20 protein-coding genes are annotated in these 14684 nt (G+C 60.5%); 10 read left to right on the forward strand and 10 right to left on the reverse strand.

Annotation, left to right across the window (positions count from 1 at the left end; all coding sequences use genetic code 11):
- Position 1: 1 nt before the first annotated feature.
- The 9 genes from hisD to BT116_RS21260 form a co-directional block, all read right to left on the reverse strand.
- Entirely contained in the window at positions 2–1339 is a 1338-nt protein-coding gene (hisD, locus tag BT116_RS21220; protein ID WP_072346973.1) for a histidinol dehydrogenase, read from the reverse strand.
- Between the two features lie 123 nt (positions 1340–1462).
- Positions 1463–2098, reverse strand: a complete 636-nt coding sequence (gene hisG, locus BT116_RS21225) for an ATP phosphoribosyltransferase (RefSeq protein WP_003197870.1) — start codon at positions 2096–2098, stop codon at positions 1463–1465.
- A 127-nt stretch (positions 2099–2225) separates the two neighbouring features.
- Positions 2226–3491, reverse strand: coding sequence for a UDP-N-acetylglucosamine 1-carboxyvinyltransferase (gene murA, locus BT116_RS21230; RefSeq protein WP_003197868.1), 1266 nt, complete (start codon positions 3489–3491; stop codon positions 2226–2228).
- 22 nt (positions 3492–3513) lie between these two features.
- Positions 3514–3753 carry a BolA family protein gene (locus BT116_RS21235; protein WP_007953556.1) on the reverse strand — a complete coding sequence of 80 codons (240 nt, stop codon included), beginning with the start codon at positions 3751–3753 and terminating at the stop codon, positions 3514–3516.
- A gap of 115 nt (positions 3754–3868) precedes the next feature.
- A complete protein-coding gene (locus tag BT116_RS21240) occupies positions 3869–4174 on the reverse strand; it encodes an STAS domain-containing protein (protein ID WP_063325164.1) in 306 nt (101 codons plus the stop codon).
- 8 nt (positions 4175–4182) lie between these two features.
- Positions 4183–4836 (reverse strand): MlaC/ttg2D family ABC transporter substrate-binding protein, encoded by a 654-nt coding sequence (locus BT116_RS21245; RefSeq protein ID WP_072346975.1) that lies wholly within the window; start codon positions 4834–4836, stop codon positions 4183–4185.
- Positions 4837–4847: 11 nt separating this feature from the next.
- Entirely contained in the window at positions 4848–5315 is a 468-nt protein-coding gene (mlaD, locus tag BT116_RS21250) for an outer membrane lipid asymmetry maintenance protein MlaD (RefSeq protein WP_003178020.1), read from the reverse strand.
- Positions 5315–6112: a lipid asymmetry maintenance ABC transporter permease subunit MlaE gene (mlaE, locus tag BT116_RS21255; protein WP_072346977.1), complete on the reverse strand. Its 798-nt coding sequence runs from the start codon at positions 6110–6112 to the stop codon at positions 5315–5317. Before mlaE ends, mlaD begins: the two co-directional genes overlap by 1 nt.
- Positions 6112–6921, reverse strand: a complete 810-nt coding sequence (locus tag BT116_RS21260) for an ATP-binding cassette domain-containing protein (RefSeq protein ID WP_072346979.1) — start codon at positions 6919–6921, stop codon at positions 6112–6114. The genes mlaE and BT116_RS21260 overlap by 1 nt, the downstream gene beginning before the upstream one ends.
- Positions 6922–7195: 274 nt before the next feature.
- Between BT116_RS21260 and BT116_RS21265 the strand changes: the two genes are divergently transcribed.
- From BT116_RS21265 to BT116_RS21310, 10 genes are all read left to right on the forward strand, one after another.
- Positions 7196–8170 (forward strand): KpsF/GutQ family sugar-phosphate isomerase, encoded by a 975-nt coding sequence (locus tag BT116_RS21265; RefSeq protein ID WP_072346981.1) that lies wholly within the window; start codon positions 7196–7198, stop codon positions 8168–8170.
- Positions 8171–8695, forward strand: a complete 525-nt coding sequence (locus BT116_RS21270) for a KdsC family phosphatase (RefSeq protein ID WP_014336638.1) — start codon at positions 8171–8173, stop codon at positions 8693–8695. It abuts the gene before it with no gap.
- 7 nt (positions 8696–8702) lie between these two features.
- Positions 8703–9272: an LPS export ABC transporter periplasmic protein LptC gene (gene lptC / locus BT116_RS21275; protein WP_072346983.1), complete on the forward strand. Its 570-nt coding sequence runs from the start codon at positions 8703–8705 to the stop codon at positions 9270–9272.
- Positions 9259–9807, forward strand: coding sequence for a lipopolysaccharide transport periplasmic protein LptA (lptA, locus tag BT116_RS21280; protein ID WP_072346985.1), 549 nt, complete (start codon positions 9259–9261; stop codon positions 9805–9807). The genes lptC and lptA overlap by 14 nt, the downstream gene beginning before the upstream one ends.
- Positions 9807–10532 (forward strand): LPS export ABC transporter ATP-binding protein, encoded by a 726-nt coding sequence (gene lptB / locus BT116_RS21285; protein WP_072346987.1) that lies wholly within the window; start codon positions 9807–9809, stop codon positions 10530–10532. Before lptA ends, lptB begins: the two co-directional genes overlap by 1 nt.
- Before the next feature lie 164 nt (positions 10533–10696).
- Complete coding sequence (locus tag BT116_RS21290) at positions 10697–12190, forward strand: RNA polymerase factor sigma-54 (protein ID WP_063322914.1); 1494 nt, start codon at positions 10697–10699, stop codon at positions 12188–12190.
- A gap of 76 nt (positions 12191–12266) precedes the next feature.
- Positions 12267–12575, forward strand: coding sequence for a ribosome hibernation-promoting factor, HPF/YfiA family (gene hpf, locus BT116_RS21295; RefSeq protein ID WP_003178005.1), 309 nt, complete (start codon positions 12267–12269; stop codon positions 12573–12575).
- Positions 12576–12587: 12 nt separating this feature from the next.
- Positions 12588–13052: a PTS IIA-like nitrogen regulatory protein PtsN gene (gene ptsN, locus BT116_RS21300; RefSeq protein WP_072346989.1), complete on the forward strand. Its 465-nt coding sequence runs from the start codon at positions 12588–12590 to the stop codon at positions 13050–13052.
- Between the two features lie 2 nt (positions 13053–13054).
- Entirely contained in the window at positions 13055–13912 is an 858-nt protein-coding gene (gene rapZ / locus BT116_RS21305; protein WP_003197845.1) for an RNase adapter RapZ, read from the forward strand.
- 15 nt (positions 13913–13927) lie between these two features.
- Positions 13928–14203, forward strand: coding sequence for an HPr family phosphocarrier protein (locus BT116_RS21310; protein WP_072346991.1), 276 nt, complete (start codon positions 13928–13930; stop codon positions 14201–14203).
- Positions 14204–14362: 159 nt separating this feature from the next.
- Here the strand turns inward: BT116_RS21310 and BT116_RS21315 are convergent.
- The coding region (locus tag BT116_RS21315) for a transposase (protein ID WP_139209450.1) at positions 14363–14684 on the reverse strand (322 nt) is incomplete at its 5' end.

The raw sequence follows: 14684 nt of genomic DNA on the forward strand, positions 1-14684 counted from the left end.
TTCAGTTCCCCTGCCCTTCAATGGATGGCTCGTCAAGAATGCGGTACTCGGCACTGCGCGCGTGGGCGCTCAGCGATTCGCCACGGGCCAGCACCGAAGCGGTCTTGCCCAGTTCGGAGGCACCCTGCTCGGAGCAGAAGATGATCGACGAACGTTTCTGGAAGTCATACACCCCCAGCGGCGACGAGAAGCGCGCGGTGCCGGAGGTCGGCAACACGTGGTTGGGACCTGCGCAGTAATCGCCCAGGGCCTCACTGGTGTGGCGGCCCATGAAGATCGCACCGGCGTGACGGATCTGCGGCAACCAGGCCTGCGGGTCGGCGACCGACAACTCCAGGTGTTCCGGCGCGATGCGGTTGGCGACTTCGATGGCTTGCTCCATGTCGCGGACATGGATCAGCGCCCCACGGCCGTTGATCGAGGTGTTGATGATCTCGGCGCGGTCCATGGTCGGCAGCAGCTTGTCGATGCTGGCGGCGACCTTGTCGAGGAAGTCGGCGTCCGGGCTGACCAGGATCGCCTGGGCGTCTTCGTCGTGCTCGGCCTGGGAAAACAGGTCCATGGCGATCCAGTCCGGGTCGGTCTGGCCATCGCATACCACGAGGATTTCCGAAGGGCCGGCGATCATGTCGATGCCGACCTGGCCAAACACGTGGCGCTTGGCGGTGGCGACGTAGATGTTGCCCGGCCCGACCACCTTGTCGACCCGCGGCACGCTTTCGGTGCCATAGGCCAGCGCAGCCACGGCCTGGGCACCGCCGATGGTGAACACCCGGTCCACACCAGCGATGCAGGCGGCGGCCAGCACCAGTTCGTTGATTTCACCCCGCGGCGTCGGGACGACCATGACCACTTCGGTCACGCCGGCGACCTTGGCCGGGATCGCGTTCATCAGCACCGAGGACGGATAGGACGCCTTGCCACCCGGCACGTACAGGCCGGCGCGGTCCAGCGGCGTGACTTTCTGGCCCAGCACCGTGCCGTCGGCTTCGGTGTAGCTCCAGGAGTCCTGTTTCTGTCTTTCGTGATAGTCGCGCACCCGGGAAGCGGCTTTTTCCAAGGCTTCGCGCTGGGGCACGGTGATCCGGGTCAGGGCCAGTTCCAGGCGCTCGCGCGGCAGGATCAGGTCGGCCATGGACGCCACTTGCAGGCCGTCGAACTTCTGGGTGAACTCCACCAGTGCGGCATCGCCACGCTCGCGCACAGCCTTGATGATGTCCAGCACCCGCTGATTGACCGAGTCGTCAGACACACTTTCCCAGCTCAGCAGATGATCCAGATGATGTGCGAAATCCGGATCGGCAGCGTTGAGTCGGCGAATCGAAGTGGGAGCGGTCATAGCGAGGGCCTCATTAATGGCAAATGCTCAGGCGCCCTAAGCTACCAGTCCATTCGCGTGGGCACCTGAGAAAATTGGCTATGACACGGATAGACGGGCGCGACTCAAGGTCGCGCAGGTGAATCAGCCGCGGTGTCGCGATTCCACTGCCTTGCGCAGGGTATCGATCAGAGCCTGGATACGAGCGTGCTGCATTTTCATCGAAGCCTTGTTGACGATCAGCCGGGAGGTGATGTCGGCGATGAAATCCTGGGGTTCCAGGCCATTGGCCCGCAGGGTGTTGCCGGTGTCGACCACGTCGATGATCTTGTCCGCCAGGCCGATCAGCGGCGCCAGTTCCATCGAACCGTACAACTTGATGATATCGACCTGACGGCCCTGCTCGGCGTAATAACGCTTGGCAATGTTGACGAACTTGGTCGCCACGCGCAAACGCCCCTTGGGCTCCGGCGCGCCGACTTTACCGGCGGTCATCAGTTTGCAGCGGGCGATCTGCAGGTCCAGGGGCTCGTACAGGCCCTGGCCGCCGTATTCCATCAGCACGTCCTTGCCGGCAACGCCCAGGTCGGCGGCGCCATGTTCCACGTAGGTCGGCACATCGGTGGCACGCACGATCAGCAAGCGCACATCGGCCTGGGTCGTGGGGATGATCAGCTTGCGGCTCTTGTCCGGATTCTCGGTCGGCACGATGCCCGCTTCAGCCAGAAGCGGCAGGGTGTCGTCAAGGATGCGGCCCTTGGACAGTGCGATGGTCAACATGGGAAACGTCAGTCCTTATCAAGGTACTCATGCCCGGTCGCAAGCGGCGCCGGACACACATCGAGGGTGCAACCACCCTCGATAAAACGAAATCAACGGACGCGTCCCTGCGTCCATGCAGCCGGAACTAGCCCGGCACGCGGCGGATCTTGGCGCCGAGCATCTGCAGTTTCTCTTCGATGCACTCATAACCACGGTCGATGTGGTAGATGCGATCGATCAGGGTATCGCCTTCGGCAACCAGGGCCGAGATGACCAGGCTGGCCGAGGCCCGCAGGTCGGTAGCCATCACTGGCGCGCCCTTGAGCTTCTCGGTGCCGGTCACGATGGCCGTGTTGCCTTCCACCTGGATCTTGGCGCCCATGCGGTGCAGTTCGTAGACGTGCATGAAACGGTTTTCGAAGATCGTCTCGATCACCGCACCCGTGCCTTCGGCAATGGCGTTGAGAGAGATGAACTGCGCTTGCATGTCGGTCGGGAACGCCGGGTACGGAGCGGTCCGCACGTTGACAGCCTTGGGCCGCTTGCCGTGCATGTTCACTTCGATCCAGTCTTCGCCGCAGGTGACTTCGGCACCGGCTTCCTTGAGCTTCTCCAGGACGGCTTCGAGGATGGTCGGATCGGTGTCCTTGACCTTGACGCGGCCACCGGTGACCGCAGCGGCCACCAGGTAGGTGCCGGTTTCGATCCGATCCGGCATCACCTTGTAGGTGGCCGAATGCAGGCGCTCGACGCCATCGATGGTGATGGTATCGGTGCCAGCACCGCTGATCTTGGCGCCCATGGCGATCAGGAAGTTCGCCAGGTCGACCACTTCAGGCTCGCGTGCGGCGTTTTGCAGCACGCTGCGGCCCTTGGCCAGTGCGGCGGCCATCATGATGTTCTCGGTCCCGGTCACACTGACGGTATCGAAGAAGAAGTGCGCGCCGCGCAAGCCGCCTTCCGGCGCCTTGGCCTTGATGTAGCCGCCTTCGACGTCGATTACCGCGCCCATGGCTTCCAGGCCGCGAATGTGCAGGTCCACCGGGCGCGAGCCAATGGCGCAACCGCCAGGCAAGGCGACTTCGGCTTCACCGAAACGGGCGACCATCGGGCCCAATACCAGGATCGACGCACGCATGGTCTTCACCAGCTCGTACGGGGCGACCAGGGTCTTGATGGTGCGCGGGTCGATCTCGACGCTGAGCTTCTCGTCGATCACCGGCTCGATGCCCATGCGGCCGAACAGCTCGATCATCGTGGTGATGTCGTGCAGGTGCGGCAGGTTGGCCACGGTCACCGGGCCATCGCATAGCAGGGTCGCGGCCAGGATCGGCAGGGCAGAGTTCTTTGCCCCGGAAATACGGATTTCGCCATCAAGACGAACGCCGCCGGTAATAATCAGTTTATCCATAAGAATCTCGAGGCCCTTGGGCTCAGGTGCGCTCGGCCCAGGCCGCGCTGCTGAAAAATTTCATCGTGACCGCGTGGATGCTGCCATCGGCGATCCATGGGTTCAAATGGGCATAGATGCTCTGCTGACGCTTCACTGGGCTCAACGCCGCCAGTTCATCGCTGATCACGTTCAACTGGAAGTTGCAGCCTTCGCCTTCAACTTCCACCTGCGTACCAGGCAGCTTTCCTTCTAGGAAGCTCTTCACTTCTACAGCCTGCATGCTCAACCTCAATCGGCGCCCTGTGCGCGCGGGTCGCACATCATACAAAAAAGCCCCGCGCCTGCGAACCCCGCGAAGCAGGACTCTGACGGGGGGACTTTTCCAACAATGTGGGTCAGGGGTGCGCCAACAACTCGGTCAGCTCGCTGACCTGGGCTATTTCGCGCATGTCTTCGGGCATCCCACGGATGCTCCACGTTTTGCCGGCAGCCTTGGCGTCCCGCATGAAGCACAGCAGCAGCGACAGGCCGACGCTGCTGGACTTCTGCACCGCCGAGCAGTCAATGACCACCTCGGCGGCACTGATGGACTTGATCAGCGCCTGACCCTCCTTGCGCAGGGCCGGGCCGGTGCGGTAATCCAGCACGCCACTGAGCATCAGCACGCCAGCCTCACCCAGACGCACGGCCGATTCACTCACCGACTCGATCATTGCGCCTGCTTCTCTTTGGCTTCTTCGGCCACTTCCTTGGCCTTGGCGACCTCACCGGCCCAACCGTTGATGGTCTTGTCCAGATCGTTGCCATTGCGCTGCATCGCGTCGGCGAACTGATCGCGAAACAGCTTGCCGATGTTGATGCCATTGATGATCACGTTGCGCACCTTCCACTCGTCGTTGATTTTCTCGAGTGTGTAGGAGACAGGGTAGATCGCGCCGTTGTTGCCCTTGACCTGCATGTCGACGCTGGTGCGGGTGCCGCTTTCGTCCTTGGCCGGCGAAACGGTGATGCCCTGGTTGTTGTACTCCAGCAAGGCGTTGCCATAGAACTGCATCAGGCTGCGCTTGAAGTTCTCCTGGAAACGAGTCATCTGTGCCGGACTCGCCTTGCGCGAGTATTTGACGGTCATGATGCTCTTGGAGATGCCGTCAGCGTCCACCACGGGGCCGACGATGCCGTTCAGCGCGTCATAGAACGCACTCGGGTCCTGCTTGTACTTCTCTTTGTTGGCGGAAAGGTCCGCCAACAGCCGGGTCGTCGTGTCCTGGATGATGTCATGGGCCGAAGGCGCAGCCACGGCGTTAGCCATCAACGGCAGCGCGGCGAGCAGCACCAACAGGCCACGTCGCAAGATAGAGATCATTCAAAAGCTCCTCATTTGGCGTCTTTGCTAACGGTGTTGAGCAGGAATTTACCGATCAGGTCCTCGAGCACCAGGGACGACTGCGTGTCGTGGATGACACCACCGTCCTTGAGCACGGTGTCTTCCCCACCCACGCTGATGCCAATGTATTTCTCACCCAGCAGCCCAGCCGTGAGGATAGATGCAGTGGAATCAGTCGGCAGGTTATCCACGCGCTTTTCCAACTGCAGCGTCACCCGACCGGTGAAATCCTCGCGATTCAGATCGATTGCCGTGACCTTGCCGATAGTGACACCGGCCATGGTCACCTTTGCTCTGACCGTCAAACCGGCGATATTGTCAAAGTTGGCATAAAGTTTATAAGTATCGGTGCTTGCCGTCGGCGCCAGTCCACTGACCCGCAGGGCCAGCAGCAGCAAAGCCAGGATGCCAGCCAGCAAGAAAAGGCCGACACCGATTTCCAGGGTGCGGTTTTGCATCAGAAATCTCCAAACATCAAGGCGGTCAGAATAAAGTCGAGGCCCAGGACCGCCAGCGAGGCGTACACCACGGTCTTGGTTGTGGCACGGCTGATCCCCTCTGACGTGGGCTCACAGTCATAGCCTTGAAACACGGCGATCCAGGTCACGACGAAAGCGAATACGGCACTTTTGATCACGCCATTGAGGACATCGTCGAGGAAGTCGACGCTGTTTTGCATGTTCGACCAGTAGGAACCCTCATAGACCCCCAGCCAGTCGACAGCCACCCACGAGCCGCCCCAGATCCCCACGACGCTGAAAATCATCGCCAGCACCGGCAGGGAAATGAAACCGGCCCACAGGCGCGGGGCAATGATGTACTTGAGCGGGTCGACACCAATCATTTCCAGGCTGGACAACTGCTCGGTGGACTTCATGTTACCGATTTCGGCCGTCAGCGCCGAACCGGCACGCCCGGCAAACAGCAGCGCCGTTACCACGGGACCGAGCTCACGCAGCAGCGTCAACGCAACCATCTGCCCGACCGCCTGCTCCGAACCGTAGCTGGACAAAATGCTGAAGCCTTGCAGCGCCAGCACCATGCCAATGAAGATCCCGGAGACCACGATGATCACCAGGGACATCACGCCCACCGAGTGCAACTGCTTGACCAGCAGGCCAAAACCGCCGCCCGTCGCGTTGCGACCGAGCAAGGCGTGCATCAGGAACAGCGAGGAGCGGCCCAGCACCGCCACCACATCGATGCCGGAGCGACCGAATAGACGAATTCTTTCCAACAGTGATTTCTTGCGCATCAGCGCTTCCCCAGCAGATCGGTACGGTAATCCGTGGCCGGAAAATGGAACGCCACCGGCCCGTCCGGATCACCCTTCATGAATTGGCGAATGCGCGGATTGTCAGAATCCGCCAGTTCCTGAGGCGTGCCCTGCCCCAGCACCTGGCTATCGCCAACCACATAGATATAGTCGGCAATGCTCGCGGTTTCGGCCAGGTCGTGGGAGACCACGATGCTGGTGATGCCCAGCGCATCGTTGAGCAGGCGGATCAGGCGCACGAGCACGCCCATGGCGATCGGGTCCTGCCCGACGAAGGGTTCGTCGTACATGAGGATCTTCGGATCGAGGGCAATCGCCCGCGCCAGTGCGACCCGCCGCTTCATGCCGCCGGACAGCTCGTCGGGCATCAGGTCGAGGGCGCCCCGCAGCCCGACGGCCTGCAACTTGAGCAGGACGATGTCGCGGATCATCTCTTCCGGCAGCTCGGTATGGACCCGCAACGGGAACGCCACGTTCTCGAACACATCGAGATCGGTAAACAGCGCGCCACTCTGGAACAGCACGCCCATGTGCTTGCGCGCATCGAACAGGTCGCTGCGAGACAACTGGGGAAGATTCTGACCATTGACCCAGACTTCGCCGGCGCTGGGGCGCAGTTGTGCCCCGATCAGCCGCAACAGCGTGGTCTTGCCACACCCGGAAGGTCCCATGATGCCGGTGACCTTGCCGCGCGGAATGCGAATATCGATGTCATTGAAAATGCTGCGCGTCCCTCGCTTGAAGGACAGTCCCTTCAGCTCGACCGCGTAGGCGTTGTCGGCACTCATCTAAACTCCTTGCGATGCAGCCTCACATTCGAATGCCCTGGGCAGCCGACTAGCGCCGGTACCGCCGGGCACGCGAACCGGCGGCGAACTATATCACTGCAACGGCCAAGCGCCCAAGGCCAACGCCCCGCCTGTTAAGCCTGGCTTAAGGTTAAAAGCCACATTTTATGTCGAACCTTGCGGCCTCCCGAACAAAGCATGACGAACTTACGTGAGGGAATTGTTCATTGCCGCTATAATCGCCGCCTTTTCATCGGGCTATACGATTTCTGACATGAGCCAATCCAGCGACCTGATTCAATCGGCACAACGTACCATCCGCCTTGAGCTCGAAGCCGTGCAAGGCTTGCTGCCCCATATCGACGCTGATTTCGTACGCGCCTGCGAGATGATTCTGGCCTGCAAAGGCCGCGTGGTCGTGGTCGGCATGGGCAAGTCCGGGCACATCGGCAACAAGATCGCCGCCACCCTCGCCAGCACCGGCACCACGGCCTTTTTTGTCCATCCGGCCGAAGCCAGCCACGGGGACATGGGCATGATCACCCGGGACGACGTCATCCTGGCCCTGTCCAATTCCGGCTCCACCAACGAGATCATAACGCTGCTGCCGCTGATCAAGCGCCTGGGCATCCAGTTGATCAGCATGACCGGCAACCCGGACTCGCCGCTGGCCAAGGCCGCCGAAGTGAACCTCAATGTTCATGTCGAACACGAAGCCTGCCCGCTGAACCTGGCACCGACCTCCTCCACCACCGCCGCCTTGGTCATGGGCGACGCCCTGGCCGTGGCGCTGCTGGAAGCCAGGGGCTTCACCGCGGAAGATTTCGCCTTTTCCCATCCCGGTGGCGCCCTCGGCCGTCGCCTGCTGCTGAAAGTCGAAAACGTGATGCACGCTGGCCAGGAGTTGCCGCAAGTGCTGCGTGGCACGCTGCTCAAGGACGCGCTCATGGAAATGACCCGCAAAGGGTTGGGCATGACGGTGGTCCTGGAGACCGACGGCAAGCTCGCCGGGATCTTCACCGACGGCGACCTGCGCCGCACCCTGGACCGCACCATCGACATCCACAGTGCGACCATCGAGCAAGTCATGACGCCCCACGGCAAGACCGCCCGCGCCGAGATGCTGGCCGCCGAGGCCCTGAAGATCATGGAAGACCACAAGATCAGCGCCCTGGTGGTCGTCGACGACGAAGATCGTCCGGTGGGCGCCCTGAACATGCACGATTTGCTGCGTGCGGGAGTCATGTAAATGAACACAGACCTGTTGCAACGCGGCCAAGCCATCAAGCTGGCGGTTTTCGATGTGGACGGAGTACTGACCGACGGTCGCCTGTACTTCCTTGAAGACGGCAGCGAGTTCAAGACGTTCAACACCCTCGACGGCCAAGGCATCAAGATGTTGATGGCCGCCGGCGTGCAGACCGCTATCATCAGCGGCCGCAAGACCCCGGTGGTCGAGCGGCGCGCGAAGAACCTCGGCATCCCGCACCTTTACCAGGGGCGCGAAGACAAACTGGTGGTGCTGGACGAACTTCTGGGTCAACTCAACCTAAGCTATGAACAGGTGGCCTACCTCGGTGACGACCTGCCAGACCTGCCGGTGATTCGCCGGGTCGGCCTGGGCATGGCGGTCGCCAACGCGGCCAGTTTCGTCCGCGAGCACGCCCACGGCGTCACCACGGCGCGAGGCGGCGAAGGTGCGGCCCGCGAATTCTGTGAACTGATCCTGCGCGCCCAGGGCCGCCTCGAAGCGGCCAACGCCGCGTACCTGTGAGCCATTTATGCTAAGCAAGAAGATTCGCACCATCGTGGTGTTCGGCTGTATCGCGGCGATTTTTGCCGCGGTGGGCTACTGGAACATCAGCCCCGAACGGTTTCTCGACCGGCCTGCAGCCCAGGTCGAGGAAAAGATCGACTGGTACGCGACCAACACGCATACCCTGCAGTACCTGCCCGACGGCAAAGTGCAGTACGAGATGACGTCCGACAAGGTCGACCACGTAAAGGCCACTGACATTACGCTGGTCACCAAGCCCGACCTGAACATGTTCCGCGGTACCGAGTTTCCGTGGCATGTGCAGAGCGAGCATGCCGAAGTCAATTCCGGCGGTACCGAAGTGGAACTGATCGACTCGGTGCGCGTCGCCCGAACCGACGAGAAAAACCGTACGACCATCATCACCAGCACGCGCATGACCGTGTTCCCACAGCAAGAATATGCGCAGACCGAGCAACCCGTTAGAATCGACGGCGCCGGGGGTGTATCGACCGGCACGGGAATGAAAGCGTATTTGAAGGAAAGCAGGATACACCTGCTATCGAACGTAAGAGGACAGTATGAAGCTCGCTAAAACCCTCCCTATTTTGCTCAGTCTGGGCGCAGCACTGGGAAGCGCGAGCGCCTGGGCTCTTCCCGACGACCGCAACCAGCCTATCCGCATCCAGGCCGACGACGCCCAGCTCGACGACAAGAATGGCGTCGCCACCTATAAAGGCGACGTGATCATCACCCAGGGCTCGATGAAGGTCACCGGCAATACCGTGACCATCACCCGCACCCAGTCCGGCGACATCGACGTGGTGACCTCGGTGGGCAACCTGGCCTATTTCGAGCAGTTGCAAACCGCAGGCGATACCAAGCCTGTGCAGGGCTACGGGGTAACCATCCAGTACCACGCCTCCCAGGATCGCGTCGTCCTGATCGACCGCGCCAAGGTCGTCGACAAGGACAACAACGTGACCCAAGGCGAGAAAATCGTCTACGACACCAACAAGAAGCTCGCCAGCGCCGGTCGCGCCACCGGCAGCAAGGTGACCGAGTCGCGTCCGCGGATCGACATGGTGATTCAACCGAAAAAGAAAACCGACGAGCAGAAGGCCCAGTAATGGCAACTCTGAAAGCTCAGCACCTGGCCAAGAGCTACAAGAGCCGTCAAGTCGTGCGTGATGTCAGCCTGTCCATCGACAGCGGCCAGATCGTCGGCCTGCTCGGCCCCAACGGCGCAGGCAAGACCACCTGCTTCTACATGATCGTCGGCCTGGTCCAGGCCGATCAGGGTCGCGTGCTGATCGACGACCTGGATGTCAGCCACCAGCCGATGCACGGTCGTGCGAAGGCCGGCATTGGCTATTTGCCGCAAGAAGCGTCGATTTTCCGCAAACTGTCGGTTGCCGACAACATCATGGCGATCCTCGAGACCCGCAAGGAGCTCGACAAGGCCGGTCGTCGCCAGGAACTGGAAAGCCTGCTGCAGGAATTCCACATCAACCACATTCGCGACAACCTGGGCATGAGCCTGTCGGGTGGCGAACGGCGTCGCGTGGAAATCGCCCGCGCCCTGGCCACCGCACCGAAGTTCATCCTGCTCGACGAACCGTTCGCTGGCGTGGATCCGATCTCGGTAGGTGACATCAAGCAGATCATCCATCACCTCAAGGCCAAGGGGATTGGCGTACTGATCACTGACCACAACGTGCGCGAGACGCTGGACATCTGTGAAACCGCCTACATTGTCAACGACGGCCAACTGATCGCCGAAGGCGACTCCGCAGCCATCCTGGCCAATGACCTGGTCAAGGAAGTGTATCTGGGCCACGAGTTCCGCCTGTAATCACAAGTGTCTGGCGAATTGTCCGAGCGTCGTTTAATTTTATTGTAGCGACGCTCTAGGCAAACACTTCAGTTTCAGGCATATAATTTGCTTAAGTTTGGCGCCTCGGCGCCCTGTAGTGGATGGCGCATGTGCGCCGGCTAATAAGGTGTTAAGCCCCTGCCATGAAACCATCGCTAGTCTTGAGAATGGGCCAGCAGCTGACGATGACACCGCAGCTGCAACAGGCCATCCGCCTGCTCCAATTGTCGACCCTGGACCTGCAACAGGAAATCCAGGAGGCCCTGGAGTCCAATCCGATGCTCGAACGCCAGGAAGAAGGCGACGACTTCGACAACACCGATCCGCTGGCCGACAACGTCGAGCAGAAGACCAACACCGAAATCCCGGAACCGACCTACCAGGAAACCGCCCCGACGGTGGACAACCTCGAGGACGGTGAATGGAACGAACGCATCCCCAACGAACTGCCCGTGGACACGGCCTGGGAAGACGTCTACCAGACCAGCGCCAGCAGCCTGCCAAGCAGCGATGACGACGAGTGGGATTTCACCACCCGCACCTCTGCGGGCGAAAGCCTGCAAAGCCACCTGCTGTGGCAGTTGAACCTGGCGCCGATGTCCGACACCGATCGCCTGATCGCCGTGACCCTGATCGACTGCATCAACAACCAGGGCTACCTGGACGAGACCCTCGAAGAAATCCTCGAAGCCTTCGACCCCGAGCTCGACATCGAGCTGGACGAGATCGAAGCCGTCCTGCATCGCATCCAGCAGTTCGAACCGGCCGGCATCGGCGCCCGCAACCTGGGCGAGTGCCTGTTGCTGCAACTGCGCCAGTTGTCCGCCAAGACACCGTGGCTGGCCGAAGCCAAGCGGCTGGTCACCGATTACATCGACCTGTTGGGCGGCCGTGACTACAGCCAACTGATGCGTCGCATGAAGCTCAAGGAAGATGAGCTGCGCCAGGTCATCGAACTGGTGCAGAGCCTCAACCCGCGCCCCGGCTCGCAGATCGAATCCACCGAACCCGAATATGTAGTCCCCGACGTGATCGTGCGCAAGCACAATGATCGCTGGCTGGTGGAGCTCAACCAGGAGTCGGTGCCCAAGCTGCGGGTCAACGCCCAGTACGCCGGCTTTGTGAAGCGTGCCGACACCAGTGCCGACAACACCTTCATGCGCAACCAGTTGCAGGAAGCGCGCTGGTTCATCAAGAGCCTGCAAAGCCGCAACGAGACCCTGATGAAAGTTGCCACCCAGATCGTCGAGCATCAGCGCGGCTTCCTTGAGTACGGCGATGAAGCGATGAAACCGTTGGTCTTGCATGACATTGCCGAGGCAGTGGGCATGCACGAGTCGACGATTTCCCGGGTAACCACCCAGAAATTCATGCATACCCCTCGGGGTATCTATGAATTGAAATACTTTTTCTCCAGCCACGTCAGCACCTCCGAAGGCGGCGAATGCTCGTCCACGGCCATCCGCGCGATCATCAAAAAACTGGTGGCCGCGGAAAATCAGAAAAAGCCGTTGAGTGACAGCAAGATCGCTGGTTTACTGGAGGCACAAGGCATTCAGGTGGCCCGCCGTACCGTCGCCAAATACCGCGAATCCCTCGGGATCGCGCCTTCGAGCGAACGCAAGCGGTTGATGTAACAGGCCACGCCACAGCGTTCCAGTGGCAGGCATTTCTGCCTGCCGCTTTATGCACTGGCAACGAAGGAGAAGCTGTATGCAAGTCAACATCAGTGGACACCAACTGGAAGTGACCGAACCCCTGCGCACCTACATCGGCGAAAAACTCGACCGATTGGAGAGGCATTTCGACAAGATCACCAACGTGCAAGTCACGATGAACGTCGAGAAGCTGCTGCAGAAAATCGAAGCCACGCTGCATATCCCCGGCGGAGAAGTGGTTGCCAACGCAGAGCACACAGACATGTATGCCGCGATTGACCTGCTGACCGACAAGCTGGATCGCCAACTCAAAAAGCATAAGGAAAAGACCCAGAGCCTCCTCCAGGGCGCGACCGGTCGTTAACCCCCCCAATCCATGATCCGACTAGAAACCATCCTGACCCCCGGCCGTTCCCAGGTGAACGCGCCGGGCGGCAGTAAAAAGAAAGCCCTCGAACACATTGCCAACCTGATCCACCGCGAGGTACCGGATCTGGAAATGCAGGACGTCTTCGAGGCCTTGGTTGCCCGTGAAAAACTCGGTTCCACCGGTTTTGGCAACGGCATCGCCATTCCCCATTGCCGTCTCAAGGGTTGTGCCGCGCCGATCAGCGCGCTGTTGCACCTTGAAATTGCTATAGATTTCGACGCCATCGACGGCGCCCCGGTCGACCTGCTGTTTGTATTGCTGGTACCGGAAGCGGCGACCGATGCGCACCTCGAGCTGCTGCGCCAGATTGCCAGCATGCTGGATCGCAAGGAAGTGCGTGAAAAACTGCGCAGCGCACCGAGCAACGAAGCCTTGTACCAGGTTGTCCTGGACGAGCAGAACGGTCATTAAAAATGCGCATGATCATTGTCAGTGGTCGCTCCGGCTCCGGTAAAAGCACGGCCCTCAACGTGCTTGAGGACAGCGGCTACTATTGCATCGACAACCTGCCCGCCGGCCTGCTGCCGGAACTGGCCGAGCGCGCCCTGATCCACACCGAGCTGGCACAGCCGCTGGTGGCGGTGTCGATCGATGCGCGTAACCTGCCAAGCCACTTGTCGCGCTTTCCTGAATTGCTTGAGGAAGTGCGCAGCCGGCATATCCAATGCGACGTGCTGTACCTGGATGCCGATGAAGAGACACTGCTCAAGCGTTTTTCCGAAACCCGCCGACGCCACCCACTGAGCAACGCCAACCGTTCGCTGGCCGAAGCCATCGAGGATGAAAGCCAGCTACTGGGGCCGATCGCCGACTTGGCAGACCTGAAGGTCAACACCACGCACCTGAACCTGTATCAGCTGCGCGACACGATCAAGCTGCGCCTGCTCAACCAACCCGAGCCGGGCACGGCGTTCCTGGTGGAGTCGTTTGGTTTCAAGCGTGGCATGCCCGTAGACGCCGATCTGGTGTTCGATGTGCGCTGCCTGCCCAATCCTTATTGGAAACCGGAATTGCGCGCTCAGTCCGGGCTCGATCAACCGGTGATCGACTACCTGGCCGCCCAGCCGGATGTCGAAGAAATGTACCAGGACATCTCCAGCTACCTGCTCAAATGGCTGCCCCGCTTTGCCGCGAGCAACCGCGCCTATGTCACGATCGCCATCGGTTGTACTGGCGGTCATCACCGCTCCGTCTACCTGACCGAACGCCTGGGTCAACTCCTGCAACAATCCCTGAAGAACGTCCAGGTTCGCCACCGCGACCTCAGCTAAAGGATTCACATCGCGATGCCTGCTCAGGAAATTGAAATCATCAACAAGCTGGGTTTGCATGCCCGAGCGTCGGCCAAGTTCGTCGGCGTCGCGGGCCAGTTCAAGGACACCACCATCAGGGTGGGTCGCACACCCGAGACCGCGGTCGACGGTAAAAGCATCATGGCGATGATGATGCTCGCCGCTGGCAAGGGCACCAAGATCCACCTGCACACTGAAGGAGAGCAGGCGCAGGAAGCGATGGATGCGCTGGTGGCGCTCATCAACAACTACTTCGACGAAGGCGAATAACCCACCCCTGTGGTGAGGGGATTTATCCCCGCTGGGGTGCGAAGCGCCCCCCCAAAAAAAGGTCTATGCAATCAACCAGGGCCACCGCGAGAGTAGGTTTTGGGGCTGCTTCGCAGCCCAGCGGGGGGTGTACTGAATTTTGTGTAAACGGGGTTGCTGTTAATCCTGCAAAAGCCTGTCTTCGAACTGGATGCTGAACCTGTTTAGAGCCCCCGCCCAGTCCCTGATTGGCATCGTCCACTTCTTGCTGATGTTATTCAGCGCCAGATAAAAGAGCTTCATTACCGCATCATCGGTCGGGAATGAGGCCCTGCTTTTGGTGACCTTGCGCAGACTCATGTTGATCGACTCGATGGCGTTGGTGGTGTAAATCACCCTCCGGATCTCCGGTGGATAATCGAACAGAGGGATGACTCTCGCCCAGTTTTTGCGCCACGACTGGCTGATTAAAGGGTATCGCTCATCCCACTTGACCTCGAAG

Source organism: Pseudomonas sp. NFACC16-2 (assembly GCF_900119205.1).
GTDB lineage: Bacteria > Pseudomonadota > Gammaproteobacteria > Pseudomonadales > Pseudomonadaceae > Aquipseudomonas > Aquipseudomonas fluorescens_Q.